This is a genomic window from Mesorhizobium sp. M0018, from assembly GCF_040323955.1.
Lineage (GTDB): Bacteria > Pseudomonadota > Alphaproteobacteria > Rhizobiales > Rhizobiaceae > Mesorhizobium.
In genome coordinates, this window is the sequence record NZ_JAMYVL010000008.1 from 137,317 (window position 1) to 156,886 (window position 19,570).

Annotated in this window: 18 protein-coding genes; 10 read left to right on the forward strand and 8 right to left on the reverse strand. The window is 62.3% G+C overall.

Features of this window, described 5'->3' with window-relative positions; genetic code table 11:
- Nucleotides 1-17: 17 nt before the first annotated feature.
- Nucleotides 18-803: a TetR/AcrR family transcriptional regulator gene (locus NKJ81_RS13620; RefSeq protein ID WP_352470974.1), complete on the reverse strand. Its 786-nt coding sequence runs from the start codon at nt 801-803 to the stop codon at nt 18-20.
- Between NKJ81_RS13620 and NKJ81_RS13625 the strand changes: the two genes are divergently transcribed.
- Both NKJ81_RS13625 and NKJ81_RS13630 read left to right on the forward strand, forming a co-directional pair.
- The gene (locus tag NKJ81_RS13625; protein ID WP_352540732.1) at nt 765-1,643 is read left to right on the forward strand and encodes a class I SAM-dependent methyltransferase; all 879 of its coding nucleotides are present in this window, start codon (nt 765-767) and stop codon (nt 1,641-1,643) included. The genes NKJ81_RS13620 and NKJ81_RS13625 overlap by 39 nt on opposite strands.
- Nucleotides 1,644-1,785: 142 nt before the next feature.
- On the forward strand, nt 1,786-2,259 hold the full coding sequence (locus NKJ81_RS13630) for a GreA/GreB family elongation factor (RefSeq protein ID WP_352490814.1): 474 nt from the start codon (nt 1,786-1,788) through the stop codon (nt 2,257-2,259).
- Here the strand turns inward: NKJ81_RS13630 and NKJ81_RS13635 are convergent.
- From NKJ81_RS13635 to NKJ81_RS13650, 4 genes are all read right to left on the reverse strand, one after another.
- A complete protein-coding gene (locus NKJ81_RS13635) occupies nt 2,256-2,645 on the reverse strand; it encodes a type II toxin-antitoxin system death-on-curing family toxin (RefSeq protein WP_352540733.1) in 390 nt (129 codons plus the stop codon). The genes NKJ81_RS13630 and NKJ81_RS13635 overlap by 4 nt on opposite strands.
- Nucleotides 2,642-2,863: an AbrB/MazE/SpoVT family DNA-binding domain-containing protein gene (locus NKJ81_RS13640; RefSeq protein ID WP_352470978.1), complete on the reverse strand. Its 222-nt coding sequence runs from the start codon at nt 2,861-2,863 to the stop codon at nt 2,642-2,644. The genes NKJ81_RS13635 and NKJ81_RS13640 overlap by 4 nt, the downstream gene beginning before the upstream one ends.
- Before the next feature lie 73 nt (nt 2,864-2,936).
- Complete coding sequence (gene scpA, locus NKJ81_RS13645) at nt 2,937-5,060, reverse strand: methylmalonyl-CoA mutase (protein WP_352540734.1); 2,124 nt, start codon at nt 5,058-5,060, stop codon at nt 2,937-2,939.
- Nucleotides 5,057-6,499 (reverse strand): methylmalonyl-CoA mutase subunit beta, encoded by a 1,443-nt coding sequence (locus tag NKJ81_RS13650; RefSeq protein ID WP_352540735.1) that lies wholly within the window; start codon nt 6,497-6,499, stop codon nt 5,057-5,059. The genes scpA and NKJ81_RS13650 overlap by 4 nt, the downstream gene beginning before the upstream one ends.
- Before the next feature lie 277 nt (nt 6,500-6,776).
- On the opposite strand from NKJ81_RS13650, the gene NKJ81_RS13655 reads away from it, so the two are divergent.
- The gene (locus NKJ81_RS13655) at nt 6,777-8,309 is read left to right on the forward strand and encodes a helicase HerA-like C-terminal domain-containing protein (protein WP_352540736.1); all 1,533 of its coding nucleotides are present in this window, start codon (nt 6,777-6,779) and stop codon (nt 8,307-8,309) included.
- Nucleotides 8,310-8,463: 154 nt separating this feature from the next.
- Here NKJ81_RS13655 and NKJ81_RS13660 read toward each other — a convergent pair whose 3' ends face one another.
- Nucleotides 8,464-11,325, reverse strand: a complete 2,862-nt coding sequence (locus NKJ81_RS13660; protein ID WP_352540737.1) for an ATP-binding protein — start codon at nt 11,323-11,325, stop codon at nt 8,464-8,466.
- A 207-nt stretch (nt 11,326-11,532) separates the two neighbouring features.
- Between NKJ81_RS13660 and NKJ81_RS13665 the strand changes: the two genes are divergently transcribed.
- From NKJ81_RS13665 to NKJ81_RS13695, 7 genes are all read left to right on the forward strand, one after another.
- Nucleotides 11,533-12,852 (forward strand): epoxide hydrolase family protein, encoded by a 1,320-nt coding sequence (locus tag NKJ81_RS13665; protein ID WP_502904286.1) that lies wholly within the window; start codon nt 11,533-11,535, stop codon nt 12,850-12,852.
- A gap of 131 nt (nt 12,853-12,983) precedes the next feature.
- The gene (locus NKJ81_RS13670) at nt 12,984-13,520 is read left to right on the forward strand and encodes a hypothetical protein (RefSeq protein ID WP_352540802.1); all 537 of its coding nucleotides are present in this window, start codon (nt 12,984-12,986) and stop codon (nt 13,518-13,520) included.
- A gap of 47 nt (nt 13,521-13,567) precedes the next feature.
- The gene (locus tag NKJ81_RS13675) at nt 13,568-14,215 is read left to right on the forward strand and encodes a cysteine hydrolase family protein (protein ID WP_352501766.1); all 648 of its coding nucleotides are present in this window, start codon (nt 13,568-13,570) and stop codon (nt 14,213-14,215) included.
- 222 nt (nt 14,216-14,437) lie between these two features.
- Entirely contained in the window at nt 14,438-15,094 is a 657-nt protein-coding gene (locus NKJ81_RS13680) for a VOC family protein (protein WP_502896488.1), read from the forward strand.
- 91 nt (nt 15,095-15,185) lie between these two features.
- Nucleotides 15,186-15,938, forward strand: coding sequence for an SDR family oxidoreductase (locus tag NKJ81_RS13685; protein ID WP_352540738.1), 753 nt, complete (start codon nt 15,186-15,188; stop codon nt 15,936-15,938).
- 46 nt (nt 15,939-15,984) lie between these two features.
- On the forward strand, nt 15,985-17,046 hold the full coding sequence (locus NKJ81_RS13690) for an alpha/beta fold hydrolase (RefSeq protein ID WP_352470986.1): 1,062 nt from the start codon (nt 15,985-15,987) through the stop codon (nt 17,044-17,046).
- 55 nt (nt 17,047-17,101) lie between these two features.
- Nucleotides 17,102-17,521 (forward strand): Ohr family peroxiredoxin, encoded by a 420-nt coding sequence (locus NKJ81_RS13695; RefSeq protein ID WP_352470987.1) that lies wholly within the window; start codon nt 17,102-17,104, stop codon nt 17,519-17,521.
- Nucleotides 17,522-17,876: 355 nt separating this feature from the next.
- Here NKJ81_RS13695 and NKJ81_RS13700 read toward each other — a convergent pair whose 3' ends face one another.
- Both NKJ81_RS13700 and NKJ81_RS13705 read right to left on the reverse strand, forming a co-directional pair.
- Complete coding sequence (locus NKJ81_RS13700; RefSeq protein WP_352540739.1) at nt 17,877-18,701, reverse strand: L,D-transpeptidase; 825 nt, start codon at nt 18,699-18,701, stop codon at nt 17,877-17,879.
- Nucleotides 18,702-18,874: 173 nt separating this feature from the next.
- Nucleotides 18,875-19,537 (reverse strand): haloacid dehalogenase type II, encoded by a 663-nt coding sequence (locus tag NKJ81_RS13705; protein WP_352470989.1) that lies wholly within the window; start codon nt 19,535-19,537, stop codon nt 18,875-18,877.
- Nucleotides 19,538-19,570 lie beyond the last annotated feature (33 nt).

The following is a 19,570-nucleotide window of genomic DNA, read 5'->3' on the forward strand; positions in this document are numbered from 1 at the left end:
AATCTGACGCTTGGCCCCTATTCGATCCTCGTTGGCTCGGCGATCACCGCATTTACCCCGTTGAAGGCAAGTTGCAGGAATGTCTGGTCGATCTCCGCCGGAGACAGCTTCGTATCCCTCTCAAGCCACCAGTGCATCACTTCAAAGAACGCGCCAACGATGAAGCGTGTGGCGATCTCAAGTCTGACTCCGCCTTGATCACCTTGGATATTCGGCAATTCATGGCGAACCTGCCTGCTTATCCAGCCGCGGATCTCTTCTGGCATTTCGCGCTTTTTCCCGCCCATCAGCGCACGGTGCATCTCCCGCATGGCATGAGCATGCTCGAACACCGGACCGCTGAAGGAAAAGCCCTTGGCGTTTCGCTGCGAATGGCGTTCGGCACCGTGTGCCTGCAGGGTCTTCAGATGGTCGTCGATCGTTGCTTTCCTCAAGCGGTCCTTGTCGGGATAGTGTGTGTAGAAAGTCGAGCGGCCGACATCGGCTTCCCTGCAGATATCCTCGACCGTGATCGCCGTATATCCCTTCTCGGCGGTCAATCTGAAAAGCGCCTGCTGCAGTCGGCTGCGGGTCCTGGCGACCCGACGGTCGATCGGTCCGGCTGGCATGGGCAACATCCTTTTCCGGCCAAAGGACACCAAATCGTCCAGTATTGGGCGCGTCGGTGCGATGTGGCCAGTAAAACTGATACTGGACACACTGTCCAGTATCCTATGCTCTTGCGGAAGGCCCGGCGCGATGCCCGGCTGGCCGGAGATAAAGCAATGCACCAACGTCTTTTCGGAACAATAGTCGGAGGGCATGCGTTAGTCGCGCTCGTCAAAGTGGCCGTGGTGCTCGCGGCATTTTTCTCGTTGGGACAGGCAAATGCGGTCTTTTCCTTGGGAGTTCCCGTCCTCCTGCTTCATGCTGGTGCACTCGTCGTAGTCGCGAGCTTATTGATATGGCAAAGCGCTCACGGGCGGCTGTCCGCCAAGGACCGCAGACCGGCCGCCGGCGAGGAGAAGGCGCTGCATGTCGGCATCACGCTTCATTCCGCCGCCCTGTACGATATGCTGGCGTGGCTTCTGACCTTCGGTCGCGAACGTGCTTTTCGCGAAAGGATATTAAGCTTTGCGGAGCTGAAACCGGGAGAAGTGGTCCTGGATGTCGGGTGCGGCACCGGCACCACCGCGCTCCTTGCCAGACAAAAAGTGGCGCCGGAGGGGCGCGTGCACGGCGTCGACGCCTCCGCCGAAATGGTTGCGCGCGCGACGGCAAAGGCCCGGCGAGCCGGGCTACAAGTCGGGTTCTCGACCGCCACCGCTCAGGAACTGCCTTTCAAGGATGGGGAATTTGATGTCGTCCTCAGCACGCTGATGTTCCACCATCTTCCAAAGAAGGGCCGCGAGGATTTCGGCAGAGAAGCCTTCCGCGTCCTGAAGGCGGGCGGTCGCGTGCTTATCGTCGATTTTGCAAAACCGCCGCGCCGGAAGAGCACCTTTCGGCTCCACCGGCATGGTTACGTCGATTTGGACAAAGTTGCAGCGGATCTCGGCCGGCACGGCTTCAATATCGTTGAGCAAGGCGACGTCGGAACCAAGGGGCTCCGCTACCTAGTTGCGCAACCGGACCTTAGCCTTGCGGCCCGCGAAGCGCGATAGTGCGCCAAGTTGAGGCATTCGCATGCTCAGCTTTATACCCCAAGCAGCTGTCTAATCTCGGGTACTGAACCCAGATCTTCACCATTAGCCTCTTCATCAGCAATGGCTTGTGGAGTCGCCATTCCAAGCCTAAGTTCGTCGGATGAGCAGGGCCTTCACCCGCGAGGAAGACAGCGAAAACGCCATTGCCGGCATCGGCGAGCGGCCGATCAGCCATCACCGCAATCTGGTCACGGAACGCGGCATGGCGCTGATCGATGCCGAGGTGGCCGCTCTGCGCGACGAACTGGGCAGAGCCGAGAAGAGGGCCGACCGCGAGCGCATCGCGCTGGTGTCGCGTGATCTCCGCTACTGGACGGCGCGGCGCGAAAGCGCCGAGCTTTCGGTGCCGGAACCGGGCAGCGACATGGTTCGCTTCGGCATGGGCGTCACGCTGGAAAGCCACGACGGCAAGAAGGTGCACTGGAAGATCGTCGGCGAGGATGAGGCAAATCCCGCCAAGGGGACAATTTCCCATATGTCGCCGATGGCGATGGCGCTGTTCGGCAAGAAGGTCGGCGAAGTTGCCGTGGTCAATGGCAAGGAATGGGAGATCGTCAAGCTCTCCGACAGTTAGTCTTCGAGCTTGACGACATGATCGCGGAAGAACGCTGCGGCGCCGGCCTCGTCGATTTCGCCGGCGGCGACGCCCATGACGAATTCGTAAAGCATGCCGTCATTGGCCGACAGGGCATAACCATTCACAATCAGAAATGCGCCGGCCGCGACAATGGCGGTGCGTTTGTTGCCGTCGACAAAGGCATGATTTCTGGCAATGCCGAAGACATAGGCGGCTGCGAGTTCCTCAACCGACCGGTCTCTGTAGTTGGCCTTGTTTTCGGCGCGAGCGCCCGCCGATTCGAGGGCATTTTCATCCCTCAAGCCTTGTGCTCCGCCGTGTCGGCGCAACTGCTCCGCGTGCATGGCTTCGACTGCACGCCTCGTCAGAAGTTCCCAGCTCATTCGGCGAGCTTCTGAAGCGCGACCTTGTATTTATCCATCACCTCGCGGGCGGCTTTCATTTGCCGCTCGAAGCTGTCGTCCACCGGCCTCAGCGCAAAACCGTCACCTGTTTCAACGATTTGAAGCTGGTCGCCGGCCTTCAGGTTCAGACGATCGAGAAGTTCCCTCGGCAGGATCACGCCTTCGGAATTGCCGATCTTGCGAATGGTCGTGTTCATGGTGAGGCATCCTGTTGCAACGCTGATTATAACGCAGTGTGTTTCTTGTTACAACAGACATTATAACAAGGCGTCAGCCGGCCTGCAGCAGCCGGTCCATCAGCCGCTCCGCCGCTTCCGGGATGACCGTGCCGGGCGGGAAGATTTCAGTGGCGCCTGCCTGCCGGACTGCGTCGTAATCCTGCGGCGGGATAACGCCGCCGGCGACTATCAGCATGTCGTCGCGGCCCAACTTCTTCAGTGCAAGCTTGAGTTCGGGAATGAGCGTCAAATGGCCCGCAGCCAGCGACGAGGCGCCGACGATGTGCACGTCATGCTCGACTGCCAGTCTGGCGATCTCGTCCGGCGTCTGGAACATCGGCCCGACGGTGACGTCGAAGCCTAGGTCGGCAAAGGCGGTGGCGATCACTTTCTGGCCGCGATCATGGCCGTCTTGCCCCATCTTGGCGACCAGAATGCGCGGCTTGCCGCCGGACCTCTCCTCGAACGCGACGATCTTGTCCTGCAGCCGGTCGACCACCGGATTGTCGCCGAGCGCGTTGCGATAGACGCCGGAGATCGTCTGCACCGAGGCGACATGGCGGCCGAAAACCTTTTCCAGCGCCAGCGAAATCTCGCCGACCGTGGCGTTGGCGCGTGCGGCCCGGATGGCGAATTCCAGCAGGTTTCCGTTACTCCCGGCAGCACGGGTCAGCGCATCGAGCGCGCTCTCGACGGCGGCGACGTCGCGCGTACCTTTCAGCCGCTGCAGCTTCGACAATTGCCGTGCCCTGACCTCGGCATTGTCGATCTTCAGCACGTCGACTTCGATGTCCGTGCCGGGACGGTGGGCATTGACACCGACCACGATCTGTTCGCCGGAATCGATGCGCGCCTGGGTGCGCGCGGCAGCCTCTTCGATGCGCAGCTTCGGTAGGCCCTTTTCGATCGCCGCGGCCATGCCGCCGAGGCTCTCGACCTCCTCGATATGCGCAAGCGCACGCGCCGCCAGATCATGTGTCAGCCGTTCGACATAGGCGGAGCCGCCCCACGGGTCGATAATGCGCGTCGTGCCGGATTCCTTCTGCAGGATGAGCTGTGTGTTGCGGGCGATGCGGGCCGAATGGTCGGTCGGCAGCGCCATTGCCTCGTCGAAGGAATTGGTGTGCAGCGACTGCGTATGGCCTTGAGTGGCGGCCATCGCCTCGATCATGGTGCGGATGATGTTGTTGTAGGGATCCTGCGCCGTCAGCGACCAGCCCGAAGTCTGGCAATGGGTGCGCAGCGACAGCGAGCGCTCGTCCTTCGGCGAAAAGTTCTTCAGCATTAGGCTGGCCCACAATACGCGCGCTGCTCTCAGCTTGGCGACTTCCATGAAGAAATTCATGCCGATCGCCCAGAAGAAGGAAAGGCGCGGCGCGAAACGGTCGATGTCGAGGCCGGCCGCGACGCCGGCGCGGGCATATTCGATACCGTCTGCAATCGTGTAGGCGAGCTCGAGATCCGCCGTCGCTCCCGCCTCCTGCATGTGATAGCCGGAGATCGAGATCGAATTGAACTTCGGCATGTGCTTCGACGTGTAGGAAAAAATGTCCGACACGATCCGCATCGAAGGTTTTGGCGGATAGATGTAGGTGTTGCGCACCATGAACTCTTTCAGGATGTCGTTCTGAATGGTCCCGGTGAGGTCCTTCTGCGCAACGCCCTGTTCCTCCGCCGCGACGATATAGAGCGCCATGATCGGCAGCACCGCGCCGTTCATCGTCATCGATACCGTCATCTCGTTAAGCGGGATGCCGTCGAACAGCTGGCGCATGTCGAGAATGGAATCGATGGCGACGCCGGCCATGCCGACATCGCCGGCGACGCGCGGATGGTCGCTGTCGTAGCCGCGGTGCGTGGCGAGATCGAAGGCGACCGACAGGCCTTTCTGGCCGGCGGCAAGGTTGCGCCGGTAGAAGGCGTTGGACTCTTCGGCCGTCGAGAAGCCGGCATATTGCCGGATCGTCCAGGGTTGCTGGACATACATCGTCGGATAGGGGCCGCGCACGAAAGGCGGCAGGCCTGGATAGGTATCGAGGTGCGGCAAGCCCTTGAGATCGCCCTGGTTGTAGAGATGCTTGACGGCGATTCCTTCCGGCGTCATCCGCTGGCCTTTGATCTCGACCGGCGCCCGCCGTGGCGGCGACCAGGCGATCTGGCTGAAATCCGGGATCATGGCACGGCTCCGATCGACTGATCGATGCGGATCGGAAATAGCGGCTCGCACACCGCAACGCCTTCGGTGAAGGCAGGCCGCCGCTCCGCCGCCAGCGTCTCGACCGGACGCTCGGTCTTCGACGGGTGCAGCGTCGTGCCGACGATCGCCCGTTCGCCCGCCTGGTAGGCTGTGTTGCGGCGGGCGGAAGCTGCCTGGACGCGCCTCTGGATGTGGCCTTGCTCAAGGCTGGCCAGCACGCCGCCTTCCGCCTCGATCTGCTGGAACTCCTGCCAGGCCGCCGCGCAGAGCTCCGCAGTCAGCGCTTCGACGGCCCCCGAACCGCAAACCGGATCGGCGACGTGGTCGATATTGCTTTCATTGGCCATGATCAGTTGCGCGTTGCGGGCAACGCGGCGGGCAAAACCCGCGGGCAGGCCGTGCGCGATCGTGTGCGGCAGGATGGCGATCGAATCCGCGCCGCCGGCGGCAGCGGCAAAAGCGGCAATGGTGGTGCGCAGGATGTTGGTTTCCGGATCGGCCGCCGTCATCATCCGGAAGGATGTTTCGGCATGGATGCTGGCGGTGGAGGGCGGTATCGAGCAGGCCTCCTGGACACGCGCCCACAGCCTGCGCAACGCCCTGACCTTGGCCGTCGAAACGAACTGGTCCTGGTCGACGCTGAGCGCAAAACCGATATGCGGCGCCGCGTAGACGAGCGGCTGGCGCGCCTTCTCGAACAGCCTCAAATAGGAGACGGCCGAGGCGAGCATGGTGCCAAGCTCCTGCGCCTCGGTGGCGCCGGCATTGTGGAATACCCGCCCGTCGGCCTCCAGCAGCACGCCGGGCACACCCATCGAAAAGAAATGCGCCAGCGATTGCGGCATCGAAGCCTGCAAAGCCTCGATCGACATGCGCAGCCTGCCGGTCCCGGCAAAGATCGCCGCCGGATCGATGCCGAAGGAGAGGTTGAGCTTTGCCGGGTCGGAGCGGCGCTTGGTCAAAAACGCCACCAGCCAGTCGGCCACGGCACGGCTCCAGGGATGGGCGTCGATGCGGATCTGGATGCGGTTGAGCGGCACGCCGTCGAGCACGCCCTCCAGCGCCTCCGCCGTCCTCGGCAAGCCATAGCCGAAGGCGTTCGGCGCACCCTCGAAGACAAGCGACAGTCCGGTGGCACCCTGCGCGACGTCTTCCAGCGCCTGCGCACTGGCGCGGCCTATGTCCGGATCGTCGATGCGCTGGCTGACGATCCACGGTGATCCCGGGTTGGCGCGCACGACAGGCTCGGCGGTTACCGAACGCTCGTAGAGCGGCTCGATGCGGATGGCGTCGTCCGTATGCGAGACGAGCTTTTCCTCGAAGGACCCGCCGGCCAGCGCCTTCTCCGCCAGCGCCAGCCATCGTTGCCGGTCGACGTTCGGAAGTTCGGCATCCTGGGTCAAGGCACCGGCGCCCATCGGTTCTCCTCGTTCTAGCGGCCGCAGCGGCCGACTATGTCAGTCTACGGTCCCCGGCCCGATATCACAATGCAGCACACATGCGGTGCAACTCGCCTTCCGTGACGGTGACCGTCAACCGATTGCCAAACATGGGCAGGTTCCGCAAGCTCCAAAAGCCATTTTCGACGGTGCCCATTGTCGCTGCGCAATGGCCTCACTATACCTGCGGCGGGGCTCCCTTTTCTTCAAGGGATCAGGGCATTCAACCCTATAGGTTTGCGGAGAGACCGGACACATGGCCGACGATACCAGTATCTTCATAGGGGCCAGCCGCAAGCCGGACGACAGTTATCAGCGGCCCGAACAGCTTTTGCTGCAATATGGCAATCGTCATGGCCTGGTCACCGGCGCGACCGGCACCGGCAAGACGGTGACCCTGCAGATATTGGCCGAGGGTTTCTCAAATGCCGGCGTGCCGGTATTCTGCGCCGACATCAAGGGCGACCTGTCGGGTATCGCTATGATGGGCACAGCGCAGGATTTCCTGGTCAAGCGGGCCGAGCAGGTCAAGCTCGATCCCTATGAATTCCAGGAATTCCCGGTCATCTTCTGGGATCTGTTCGGCGAGCAGGGCCACCCGATCCGCGCCACCATCTCGGAGATGGGGCCGCTGCTTCTGTCGCGGTTGATGAACCTTTCCGAGGCGCAGGAAGGCATCATGAACATCGCCTTCCGCATCGCCGACGAGGAAGGCCTTCTGCTGCTCGATTTGAAGGACCTGCAGTCACTGCTGGCCAATATCGCCGACCGCGCCGAAGAGATCGGCGCCCGCTACGGCAATGTGACGAAGCCTTCGGTCGGCGCGATCCAGCGCACGCTGCTGGTCCTGGAGCAGCAGGGCGCTGCCAATTTCTTCGGCGAGCCGGCATTGCGGATATCCGACATCATGCGCACCACGCGCGATGGACGCGGCGCCATCAGCGTGCTCGCCGCCGACAAGCTGATGATGAATCCGCGGCTCTATGCGACGTTCCTTCTGTGGCTGATGTCGGAACTGTTCGAGGAACTGCCGGAAGTCGGCGACCCGGACAGGCCGAAGCTGGTCTTCTTCTTCGACGAGGCGCACCTTCTGTTCGACGACGCCCCGAAGGTGTTGGTCGACCGCGTCGAGCAGGTGGTCCGGCTGATCCGCTCGAAGGGCGTCGGCGTTTATTTCGTCACGCAAAATCCGCTGGATATCCCCGAAACGGTGCTGGCCCAGCTCGGCAACCGCGTGCAGCACGCACTCCGTGCCTACACGCCGCGCGAACAGAAGGCCGTCAGGACGGCGGCCGAGACGTTCAGGCCTAATCCCGACTTCGACTGCGCAACCGTGATCACGCAGCTCGGCACCGGCGAGGCGCTTGTCTCGACGCTGGAAGCCAAGGGCGTGCCGTCCATGGTGCAGCGAACGCTGATCCGCCCGCCGTCATCGCGCCTTGGCCCGATCACGCCCGACGAGCGCCGCAAGCTGATCACCGAGAGCCCGGTTGCGGGACAATACGATCAGACCATCGACCGCGAATCGGCCTTCGAGATGCTGCAGAAGAAGGCCAAGGACGCCCAGGAGGCACAGGCGCAGCAACAGGAAAGCGGCCGTTCGCGCTGGACCATTCCCGGCTTCGGCAATGACGATCCCCAGCCGACCGGCGGCCGCCGCGCGCCGCGCCCCTCCAACCGTCAGACCGTTGCGGAGGCGGCGATCAAATCCATCGTGCGCTCGGTCGGCTCGTCGGTCGGACGGGCGATCGTCCGCGGGATTTTGGGGAGCTTGTCCAGGGGCAGGTGAGGGGCATCGCACCGAAGGGCGGGCATCTGTGTTGGCAAATTCTGTCTTGCACATCAAGTGCCGGTGGCCAGATCTGAAGGACAGCGGACGGCGGCTATGCGCCCATAGCTGCCGTCGGACCGTCTGCAAAAGTGTAAACGCGTATCGGCGGTAGCTAGTTCAGCGTCGCCAACAGGCGCGCGGCAGCCTTCAAATCTTCCGTACTCGCGCCTTCTACGAAATGCTCCGCAACCGATTGCAAGAGCTCGCGAGCGCCGTCGATCTCGCCTCGCCCAGCCATCAACGTTGCCATATCAATTGCGGTTCGCAGCTCCCATGCCCGCGCGCCTTGACTCCGGCTCAACTCCAGTGCCTGCATTAGGGATGCGCCGACCTCGTCGCGATTGCGTTCCGACAGTTGTTGGAGAAGAAGGCCTCCCTTCATCCGCAGCAACTCCGGAAGGTACAATTGGTCACCGTTCTTTTCGACTTGACCAACTGAATCACCGATCAGCGCGACTGCTTCGTCGACCCGACCGATCGCGGATAGTCCTCTAACCAGCGAGAGGTTGAGCTCGGTCGTGAGCAATTCGTAAGGTGCTGCGTGGAGGTTTTGGAGAGAACTCTGGAGGCCCCCGACCCCACCTGTCGCATCCCCGTGCCGGATTGCGACTTCGCTTTTGAATCCCCGACCGACCAGCAGATAAGGGGCCATGGAATGGGACTCGGCGCGGGAAATCAGCATGTCGATGTGTGCCTCCGCGCTCTCCAGTTCCCCGGCCCACAGGAACACCGATATTCCCCAGATCAGGGCGATCGCCAGAGTCAGCGAGTGGTCCATGGCGGCGGCCTCTTCGACGGCCTGTCGAGCACGTTCCATGGCTTGGTCCGGATGGCCTTGCAGCCAAAGGTTCCTCGCCAGGATAGCCTTGGCCAGGATTTTGCCCTCGAAACCGAGATAGACCGTTGTGGTTCGCTGAGAGCGTGGCCCACGATCCAGCGCTGCCTCAAGCTCCGCGCGGGCTTCGGCCAGGTCACCACGAAGGTGAAGCGATATCCCCAGAATGGTATGCGCCAACGCAATCGCGACCGGATCCTCCAGGGTCGCGGCTATGGCTGAACAGCGTTTTGCAAACTGGAGGGCGGTCACGAAGTTGCCTGTCCGCAGGTGGAACATGTTGAGCGGACCCAGCAGGCGCACTTGATCCAACGTATCACCGCGTTCTTCGGCGATCGCCAGGCTTTTCTCCAGGGCGACGCGCGCCGCATCACGCCCTCCCCGCATGAACATCAGGGACACACCCAAGGCTGCCTGGAGATGCATCTCGTCAAGTCCGCCAAGAGCGGCATCGTCGAGAGCGAATATCGCGCGTTCTGACCAGCGATGACACTCCGGCAACAAGGACATCGCCAGGAAAACAGGCGCGGCAGCAGTGGCAAGTCCGATGCCGATATCGGCGTTTCCGCCCTCGCCGAAGCACCATTCCAGAGCGGCCCGCACATTGTTGATGGCGGCGAAGTGAGGAGCCCGCTCCTCGCCGGTCGCCAGACCTGGCCACTCGATACCTGTTTGCTCAAGCCATCTTCGATAGTAGGCGGCGTGGCGCACCGCCAGATCGGCGGCCTCGGCGTCATCTATGCTGATATCGAGGACGTAGGCGCGCGTGGTATCCAGGAGCCGATAGCGCATCATCGCTCCGAGCGGGCGCGTCGCTATGATCGACTTGGCAACAAGACTATCCATGGCATTAAGAACCGTCGATCTGTCGAGGGCAGCGCTTGTGACGACTTCCAAGACCGCATCGAGCGTGAAATGGCCAAGGAATACAGCGAGCCTGCGAAGCACTGCGCGCTCCAGGTCGGTAAGTAGCCCAAAGCTCCAATCCAGCGTGGCCTGCAGGGTCTTTTGACGCGGTGGCGCGGTCCGCGATCCCAGCCACAGCAAAGTCAGACGTTGATCGAGAAGCGCGGCGGTTTGTTGCAATCCATAAGACTCGACCCGCCGGGCCGCCAACTCGATTGCAAGCGCCACACCGCCAAGCTTTCGACAGATGCTTGCGACGATCAGGGCCTCCGCATCGCTGACATCCAAGCGCGCGCCACTTGCCACCGCGCGCTCCACGAACAGTTGAATGGCCGGGAACGTCTGGACAACCGCCGCCGTAAGCCTTGGGTCGTCTGGCGGACAGGCAAGGGCATCCAATCGGTAGATATGCTCGCCTTCGACCCGAAGCGCTTCGCGACTTGTTGCCAGAATGTGGACCTGCGACGCCGCGTCGATGATGCTTGCGGCCAGAGGCGCCACCGCATCGACGAGATGCTCGCAGGTGTCGAGGATCAAAAGCATCCGCTTGTTGCGCAGGTAGGCGATCAGACTGGGCGTCGCGTCACTCGATTGAACCGACAGCCCAAGCATGGAGGCGACGGCTGTCGTCACCAGGTCGGGATCGCCGAGCATTCCCAGGTCGACGAACAGCACAGCGCCCGCGAAGCCGTCAATGAGGTGATGTCCGACCGCGATCGCGACGGTGGTTTTGCCGACGCCGCCCGCGCCAACGATTGTGACGAAGCGCGACGCATTCAGTCGAGCCGACAGCTGAAGAACGTCGTCGTCCCGGCCAACCATTCGGCCCAAGCGGCTCGGAAGATTCGCGTGCGGAAAACTGGCGGCAGCTGCAGGCTCTTCATCGCGCGGACCGCCGATCTGCGAGACGGGCGCGATGAAGCAATAACCCCGCCCTGGTAGTGTCGCGATGTATCGTGCGCCGTCCTTTCCGTCACCCAGCGCCTTGCGGAGCCTGGTCATGTGAAACCGCAGGCTGCCTTCCTCGACTACGACATCGGGCCAAACCCGCGACATCAGATCCTTTTTGCCGACGATTTCATTCGGCGTGGAGATCAGGGCAATGAGAATGTCCAGTGCACGCGAGCCCAGCGCCAAGGGAGCGCCGTCTTTTGTGACGAGCCTTTCGCGCGCAACCAGATGGAAAGGACCGAACGACAGTCCGTCCTTGGCCTGACCTGCCACTATCGTCATGGCGCTTCTCTCGGAGCCGCCCGCCACCAAGCCGATAGTCTAAGTCAAGTACAACACCTGCACCATAGGCGAACGGTGGCAGGACCCCGCTGCCCGGAGCCACCAGCGCTGACAGCCACTAACAGGGGGCTCACAACACATAACGGGCGATTCTCGTCCTGCGGGCGTAAGTTTTCGGCAGCACCGAGCACCCCCCAGGAGAGACCCATGAATACGACCAAGACTCCCGAACTAATCGATCAGGACCGCCGCCTGGTTTTGAGCACGGCCGCAATGGGCATTGCCGCCGTAGGTACTGCCAGCCTGCTCCCATCGGTCGCCGCAGCCGCGGGCGATGCGATCCGGCCCTTCAAGGTCAGCTTTCCTCAGGAGGAAATCGACGAGCTTAGCCGACGCGTCGCCGCGACCCGCTGGCCGGACCAGGAGAATGTGGCTGACGACACCCAGGGCGTGCAGCTCGCCACAATGCAGAAGCTCGCGAAGTACTGGGCGACGGATTACGACTGGCGCAAGATGGAGACCCGGCTCCATGCCCTGCCGCAGTTCATCACCGAGATCGACGGGCTGGACATCCACTTCATCCATGTCCGCTCCAGGCATGAGAATGCATTGCCGGTAATTATCACGCATGGCTGGCCTGGCTCGATCATCGAGCAGTTGAAGGTCATCGAGCCGCTCACCAATCCAACCGCCAACGGCGGGAGCGAAGCGGACGCATTTCATGTGGTGATCCCCTCGCTGCCTGGTTACGGCTTCTCAGGCAAGCCGACCGCACCGGGATGGACACCTGTCCGCATCGCCAAAGCGTGGGCGATGCTGATGCAACGCCTCGGTTACACGAGATACGTCGCGCAGGGCGGCGACTGGGGCAACGCCGTGTCGGAGACGATGGCGCTGCAAGAGCCTCCGGGCTTGCTTGGCATCCACACCAACATGGCTGCCACTGTGCCCGCCGACATCTCGAAGGCGCTTGCCGCCGGCGGCCGGGCGCCCGCCGGCCTCTCGCCCGACGAGAAGCGCGCCTGGGACCAGCTCGACGATTTCTACAAGAACGGGCTGGGCTACGCGATCGAGATGAACAATCGCCCGCAGACGCTCTACGGCATCGTCGACTCGCCGGTTGGTCTCGCAGCCTGGATGCTCGACCACGACATCCGCAGCTACGAGCTGATCGCACGCGTCTTCGACGGGCAGCCGGAAGGGCTGACGAAGGACGATATCCTGGACAATGTCACGATGTACTGGCTGACCAACACGGCGATCTCCTCGGCGCGTCTTTACTGGGACAACGCGCACCACCCGACGGGAGGCTTCTTCGACCCCAGGGGCATCAAGATCCCGGTCGCTGTGAGCGCCTTCCCGGACGAGATCTACCAGGCGCCGGAGACCTGGGCTGAAAAGGCGTATCCGAAGCTTATCCATTACAACCGGCTCCCCAAGGGCGGCCATTTCGCAGCCTGGGAGCAGCCCGCGGCCTTCACCGCCGAACTCCGGACGGCATTTCGTCCGCTGCGCCAGCAAATCTGAACCCCTCACAGGGTTCCGCTTGCAGTCACACCTGCTCGACTGTCCAAGGCAACCCGATTGAACCCGGGACAAAGGAGAACGCCATGTCAGCAATCGCGCACTCTTCCGCATCGCACGAACCCATCACGAAGATGGCAGCCCCCGTCGAGGACCATGAAATCGTCGATTCAAGCTTTACGGCTATCATCAACGCGCCGATCGAGAAGATTGACATTCCCAACTGGTGCTTCGCGCTGTCCGAACATGAATATCAGGGGTGTTCGCCTGCCCACATAGCGGCGGGTTTCACGACGGCGCCGGATGGCAAGCGCATGTCGATCAATGTCGAGATCATCGGCGGCAGCCTGATGGTGCAACACTATGTCGAGACGCTTGGCCGCAAGGATCACCTCATCCTGGAGTCGGTTTCAGACCTCTTCACGCTTACGGGCCGCACCACGATCCATGTGCGTTGGGAGCTGAGCGTCAAGGCTATCGACAGTCGCCGATGTGAGTTTACCAACCACGTCCGGTCCTGGGCCACGAAGGAATTCATGGCCTTCTTCGAGCGCCAGGGCATCCCGTTCGAGGTGCTTCGGTCACAGCGCCAGCCCATGTCGATCGCTCACAACAAGGGCGAGACGCCGCTTTTTGCGGCCAGCATCGAACGAGCCGCGCTCAGGAACTGAGCGGCAGCATCTTTCTTGTGATGTAGCCGCTCCATGGAGGAGGCACAATGACGAGGCACGCACATGACCGGGAGGTCACCGCACTTTTGGTGATCGATCCGTACAACGACTTCATTTCCGATGGGGGCAAGATATGGCCCCGCATCCGGGCTGTCGCAGAGGCGAACGGCTGCGTGCCTCACATGCTGCAAGTCCTGAATGCCGCGCGTCAAGCTAAGCTTCGCGTCTTCTATGCAATGCATCATCGATACCGTCCGGGCGACTATGAGACATGGACTTACGTCGCGCCCGTCCAGAAGAGAGCATGGAAGAGCAAGAGCTTTGAATACGGCACCTGGGGCGGCGAGATTCGGTCCGAGTTCGAGCCCAAGCCAGGCGAAACTGTCGCGACCGAACATTGGTGTTCCAGTGGGTTCGCCAATACGGATCTGGATCTGCAGCTGAAAAGGCACGGAATCCAGAAACTCATTGTCATCGGACTGATCGCACACACCTGCGTCGAAGCGACCGTTCGCTTCGCCGCCGAGCTCGGCTACGACGTAACCATGGTGAGGGACGCGACGGCAGACTACTCGGATGAGGAGATGCACGCGGCTCTCGACATCAACATGCCGAACTACGCCAGCGCGATTGTCACGACAGACCAAATCATCGACTCGATTTCTGCCGTCCAGACCTCGGCCGCCGAGGCGTAGGTGATGATCGATCTCACACGCGAGGGAATGGCCAACCGTGCGCATCTCACTCTGCACTCCGGCGGACCGTTTCCGTGCGCTCGACGCGTCAAAATACGTCGAAGAGAACTTGGCTCTGGCCGACATGCAGCAGAGAGATCCAGAACAGGCTCGGTCATTACGTGGCAACGATCGGGCAGGACCAGGTCCCACCCAACTGGAAAGAAAACGACCATGTCAGACATCGCAACGGCCCGTCAGGGCGAAAAGACCTCCGACACCGCAAGCGCACGTCCCGTCGACCTGAAGTTCGAGGTTGTCGTTATTCCGGTCGCAGACGTCGACCGCTCCAAGCAGTTCTACGAGGGCCTCGGCTGGCGGCTCGATGCCGACTTCGCGGTCGGCGACATGTTCCGGGTTGTGCAGTTCACGCCTCCGGGCTCGCCTGGCTCGATCCACTTCGGCAAGGCTGTCACCTCGGCCGCGCCGGGGTCGACACAGGGTCTCTATCTCATCGTGTCCGACATCGTAGCGGCGCGCGCCGAGCTCATCGCTCACGGTGCAGATGTGAGCGAAGTGTTCCACCGTGCCGGTCCGGGACAGCCTGCTGTCAATGGTCGGGACCCGGAGGGACGCAGCTACGTCTCCTTTGCAACGTTCAGCGATCCCGACGGGAACGGTTGGCTGCTCCAGGAGATCACCACCCGGTTTCCGGGCCGGATCGACTCGAAGGCGACGAGCTTCGCCTCCGAGGGCGACCTGGCCGCCGCAATGCGGCGCGCGTCGGTCGCCCACGGAGAGCACGAGAAGCGGACCGGCGGCCAGCGTGACGAGAACTGGCCGGACTGGTACGCCGAATACATAGTGGCCGAGCAGTCTGGCGAGGAACTGCCGCAGTAGGAAGAGCTTCCAGACGGCGGCACACTGGCGCCGTATTCGTTCGCGGCCTGCGGAGATCGTGGCGACCTGACGGCCTTTATCGGAGGAAATCATGAGTACCGCAGCCATCCCCACTCAGCGCGAACCTGAACTTCTTGGCCAGACCGTCGTCGTCATCGGCGGTAGCGCCGGCATCGGTCTGGAGACCGCCCGGCGTGCCCGCGCCGAAGGCGCCCGCGTCATCCTCACCGGACGCAATCGCGACCGCCTCGATCAAGCAGCGTGCGAGATTAGCGCTGAGGGCACCGCCGCCTTCGACCCCAATGATGCGACCCAGCTGAAGTCGTTCTTTCAAGATCTGCCGGACTTGATCGACCATGTGATGGTTACTGCCGGCGCTCCCCATTATCGCTCTCCCCTCGAAATTCCTCCCGAGGAGGCACGACACGATCTCACGGACCACCTATTGCTCGCGCTCAATGTGGCACGCAGCGCCGCTGGCAAGGTCGGGTCGGCCGGCTCACTGATATTCATGGGCGGCACGGGCGCACGCCGCCCAAAACCAGGCCTCGCGATCGTCTCGACGGTTACCGTCGCGTTCCCCGCGCTCATCGCCAATCTCGCGCTCGAGCTCGCGCCGATACGCGTCAACCTGATCGCCGCAGGCTTCGTCGACACGCCACTGTCGGCGTCGCTGCTCGGCGACAACCTCGACAAGCGGCGCGATGAACTGCGCGCGACGCTGCCAATCCGACGTGTCGTCGGACCGGCTGATGTCGCCGCGCTCGCCGTTCACATCATGAGCAACACGGCGCTGACGGGCGCGACATACGACCTCGACGGCGGCCAGCAGCTCGTCTCGTGACTACGCAGGAACAAAGCACATTGCCTCATCACAAAGAGACATCACTATGAACACGATCAGTGTTTGCGACAAAATCGATGAGCGCCGCCGTCGCCTGATCGGTGCAGCCGCAATGGGCATGACGCTTGCCGAACTCGGCATGACCGCGACAGCGAAGGCGGCGCCCATTGGAGTCGACCAGACGACGGCGTCTGCGATGCACACGGCAAAGAACTCGTTCGGCGAACCCAGGCAGATCGATGCCGGTGTCCTTAATGTCGGCTATGCAGAGGCCGGCCCTGCCGACGGTCCGCCCGTTATCCTTCTCCATGGCTGGCCTTACGACATCCACACATATGTCGACGTTGCGCCCATTCTGGCGGCGAAAGGCCGCCGCGTGATCGTGCCCTACCTGCGCGGATACGGCACGACGCGGTTCCTGTCGGACGAGACGATGCGCAATGGTCAGCAGTCGGCCATCGCTGCCGACATCGTCGCGCTGATGGATGCGCTGGGTATCGAGAAGGCGACGATTGCCGGCTGCGACTGGGGCGCTCGGACGGCGAACATCATCGCCGTCCTGTGGCCGGAACGCTGCAAGGCGATGGTCTCGGTGAGCGGCTATCTCATCGGCAACCAGCAAGCCGGCAAACTGCCGCTGCCGCCGAAGGCCGAGCTGCAATGGTGGTACCAATATTACTTCGCTACCGATCGCGGCCGTGTCGGCTACGAGAAATATACGCGCGATTTCGCCAGGCTGATTTGGCAGCTCGCCTCGCCGCAATGGAATTTCGATGAGCCCACGTTCGAGCGGAGTGCTGCGGCCTTCGACAATCCGGATCACGTCGCGATCGTCATCCACAATTATCGCTGGCGGCTCGGCCTGGCAGAAGGCGAGGTGCAATATGATCCACTGGAGCAGCGGCTTGCTCAGGCACCCGTCATCTCCGTGCCCACGATGACGCTCGAGGGCGACGCCAATGGCGCGCCGCATCCGGACGCCAGCGCTTACGCCAAGATGTTTTCAGGCAGATATAGCCACCGGGTAGTCATGGGCGGCATTGGACACAACCTACCTCAGGAAGCACCACAGGCCTTTGCCGACGCCGTTGTCGAGGTCGACGCGTGATCGAGTTCGCGGCGCCGCCCCTCCGGCAGGTACGACAACCACCAAAAGAATGCCTATGAACCCGATCGCAAGGGTTGTTTACACGGCCAGGACCGCAACCACAGGTGGCCGCGAGAATGGCGCCTCGCGCAGCTCTGATGGCCTTCTGGACATCAGGCTTTCCATACCCGGATCGGCGCGCATCGGCACCAACCCGGAGCAACTGCTTGCAGCCGGCTGGTCGGCCAGCTTCGCAAGCGCGGTTGCGTCTGTGGCTCACGAACAAAAAATTATGCTGCCGGCCGGAGTGAGAATCGATGCCGAGGTTGATCTAAATCTCGGGGACGACGGCTACTCTCTCAGCACTCGGCTCAACGTCAGCCTGCCTGGCGTGGAGTACAATACCGCACGAGCCCTGATCGACGAGGCGCACGACATTTGTCCGTACTCGAAAGCGACGCGCGGCAACGTGCAAATTGCGATCAACCTGCTCTGAGTGGATTGCATCGATCGTTGAAGCAATTGGCATGGCCAGGGTTACATTTTGGATCATTCCTTCGCGCCAAGGTCTACAAAAACCTGCCACGGCATCGCACCTGTCAGAGCGCATCCAGCACAAATACGGTCAGGATGACAGGAGGGGTATCCCTCCGATCACCGTGATAATCCCTTCTGAGCGCGAAATGTCCGCTCCGGGGTCATGAGCTGTCACTGGTGGCGTCTGCACACAGGTGCGGCAAAGTCCGCCTCAACGTAAGCATCAAATCCAAAGGCGGGCACCGGCACGGGCAAGCCGACGCTCGGCAAAACCAGCAGGAGCCGTGAGCAATCCCGCCTGTGCTTCCGTCAGCTCAGAAGATCGAGTCTGTGATCGCCTTGACCGGGCCGAGCAGGATCGATCCTTCCGGCACGCCGGCGTCGATCGGGATGGCTTTGCGGTTTGCTGTCGCCACCATCGGCTGGCCGATATCGGCCGTCACCACGACCGGGGTCTTGTTCGGCACTCGGTCGTAGAGATCGATAATGTCCTGGTTCATCAGGCGAACACAGCCCGACGACACCGATTTGCCGATCGACCGCCATTCCGGCGAACCGTGCAAGCGGTAGAGCGTGTCCTGGTTGCCCTGGAAGAGATAGAGCGCCCGCGCGCCAAGCGGGTTCTTGAGCCCACCGGGCATGCCGCCATTGTCGGCGCTGTACGGTCTTAGTTCGGGCTGGCGGGCGATCATTTCGTCCGGCGGCGTCCATTTCGGCCATTTCTGCTTCCATTGGACCACCGCATCGCCCGACCATTCGAAGCCGGCGCGGCCGAGGCCGACGCCATAGCGGATCGCCTGGCCGCCCGGGCGCACCAGATAGAGGAAGTGATTGGTGGTGTCGACGACGATGGTGCCCGGCTGCTGCCCGGTCGGATCGTCAACGATCTGGCGCAGGAACTGCGGGTCGATCTTGTCGACCGGTATGGCCGGCAGCTCGAAGCCGCCATCCGACATCGGCCCATACATCGTCACATAGTCGCCAAGCGCCGGCTCGACATAGGTCGGCGGCGGCGGCTCGACCGGCTGTTGCGACAGCGTGGTGCAACTGGAGACCGCGACCGAGGCGGCGCCAAGGGCTGCTGCGTTGAGGAAACCGCGACGGCTCAGGCGCAGAGAGGACGATGGGGGTGTGAACATGATTGCCTTTTTTAAGTCTCAAATCGCAACAAAGCATGAATGCGCCCGGTTGCGCGCGGTTGCCCGAGCAATGCCCGGCGCGATAGGCGGTTCCAATTCTGGCCGCAGGGTGGACAAACAAAGGCAAAGCTGTGACTGGATCGTCACTGTTGCGCCGACGCAACATTCCGGTGTCACCCCCCGGCGACCAGACCTTCAAGGGACGGCAGGATCAGGGCCGGTGGAAAATCCCGGTATTCCTCTGGCTGATTGGCGCGGTTGATCCACACCGTCCTGAAGCCGAATTTGGTGGCGCCGGCGACGTCCCAGCGGTTGGATGACTGGAAAGAGACAGCGCCCGGATAGAGGCGCCAGCCCGTGGTGACCATGTCGTAGACCGACGGATCGGTCTTGAAGCGCTTGACGCTGTCGACGGAATAGATGTCGTCCAGGACCTGGTCGAGCGCGGCGGATTTGACGGCCGCTTCCAGCATCTCAGGCGAACCGTTGGACAGGATCGCCAGCCTTGCCCCCGATGCCTTGAGCGCCTTGAGCACGGCCGGTACCTCCGGATAGCAGTCCAGCCGCCAATAGGCCTCGAGCAGCTTCGCCCTCAGCCCGGCATCGGCGGATGGAACCTTGCGCAGGGCGAAGTCGAGGGCCTGCTCGGTGAGCTGCCAGAAATCGGCATAGGCCCCCATCAGCGTCCTGACCCAGGAATATTCCAGCTGCTTGGCGCGCCAGATATCGGACAGCAACTGGCCGTCCGGCCCGATCTGGTCGGCGTGACGGCGTACGGCCGCATGCACGTCGAACAGCGTGCCATAGGCGTCGAAAACGTAAGCCGCGAACTGCATTCGACAGTTTTGAGGCCGCGTAAGGCAAGGCGC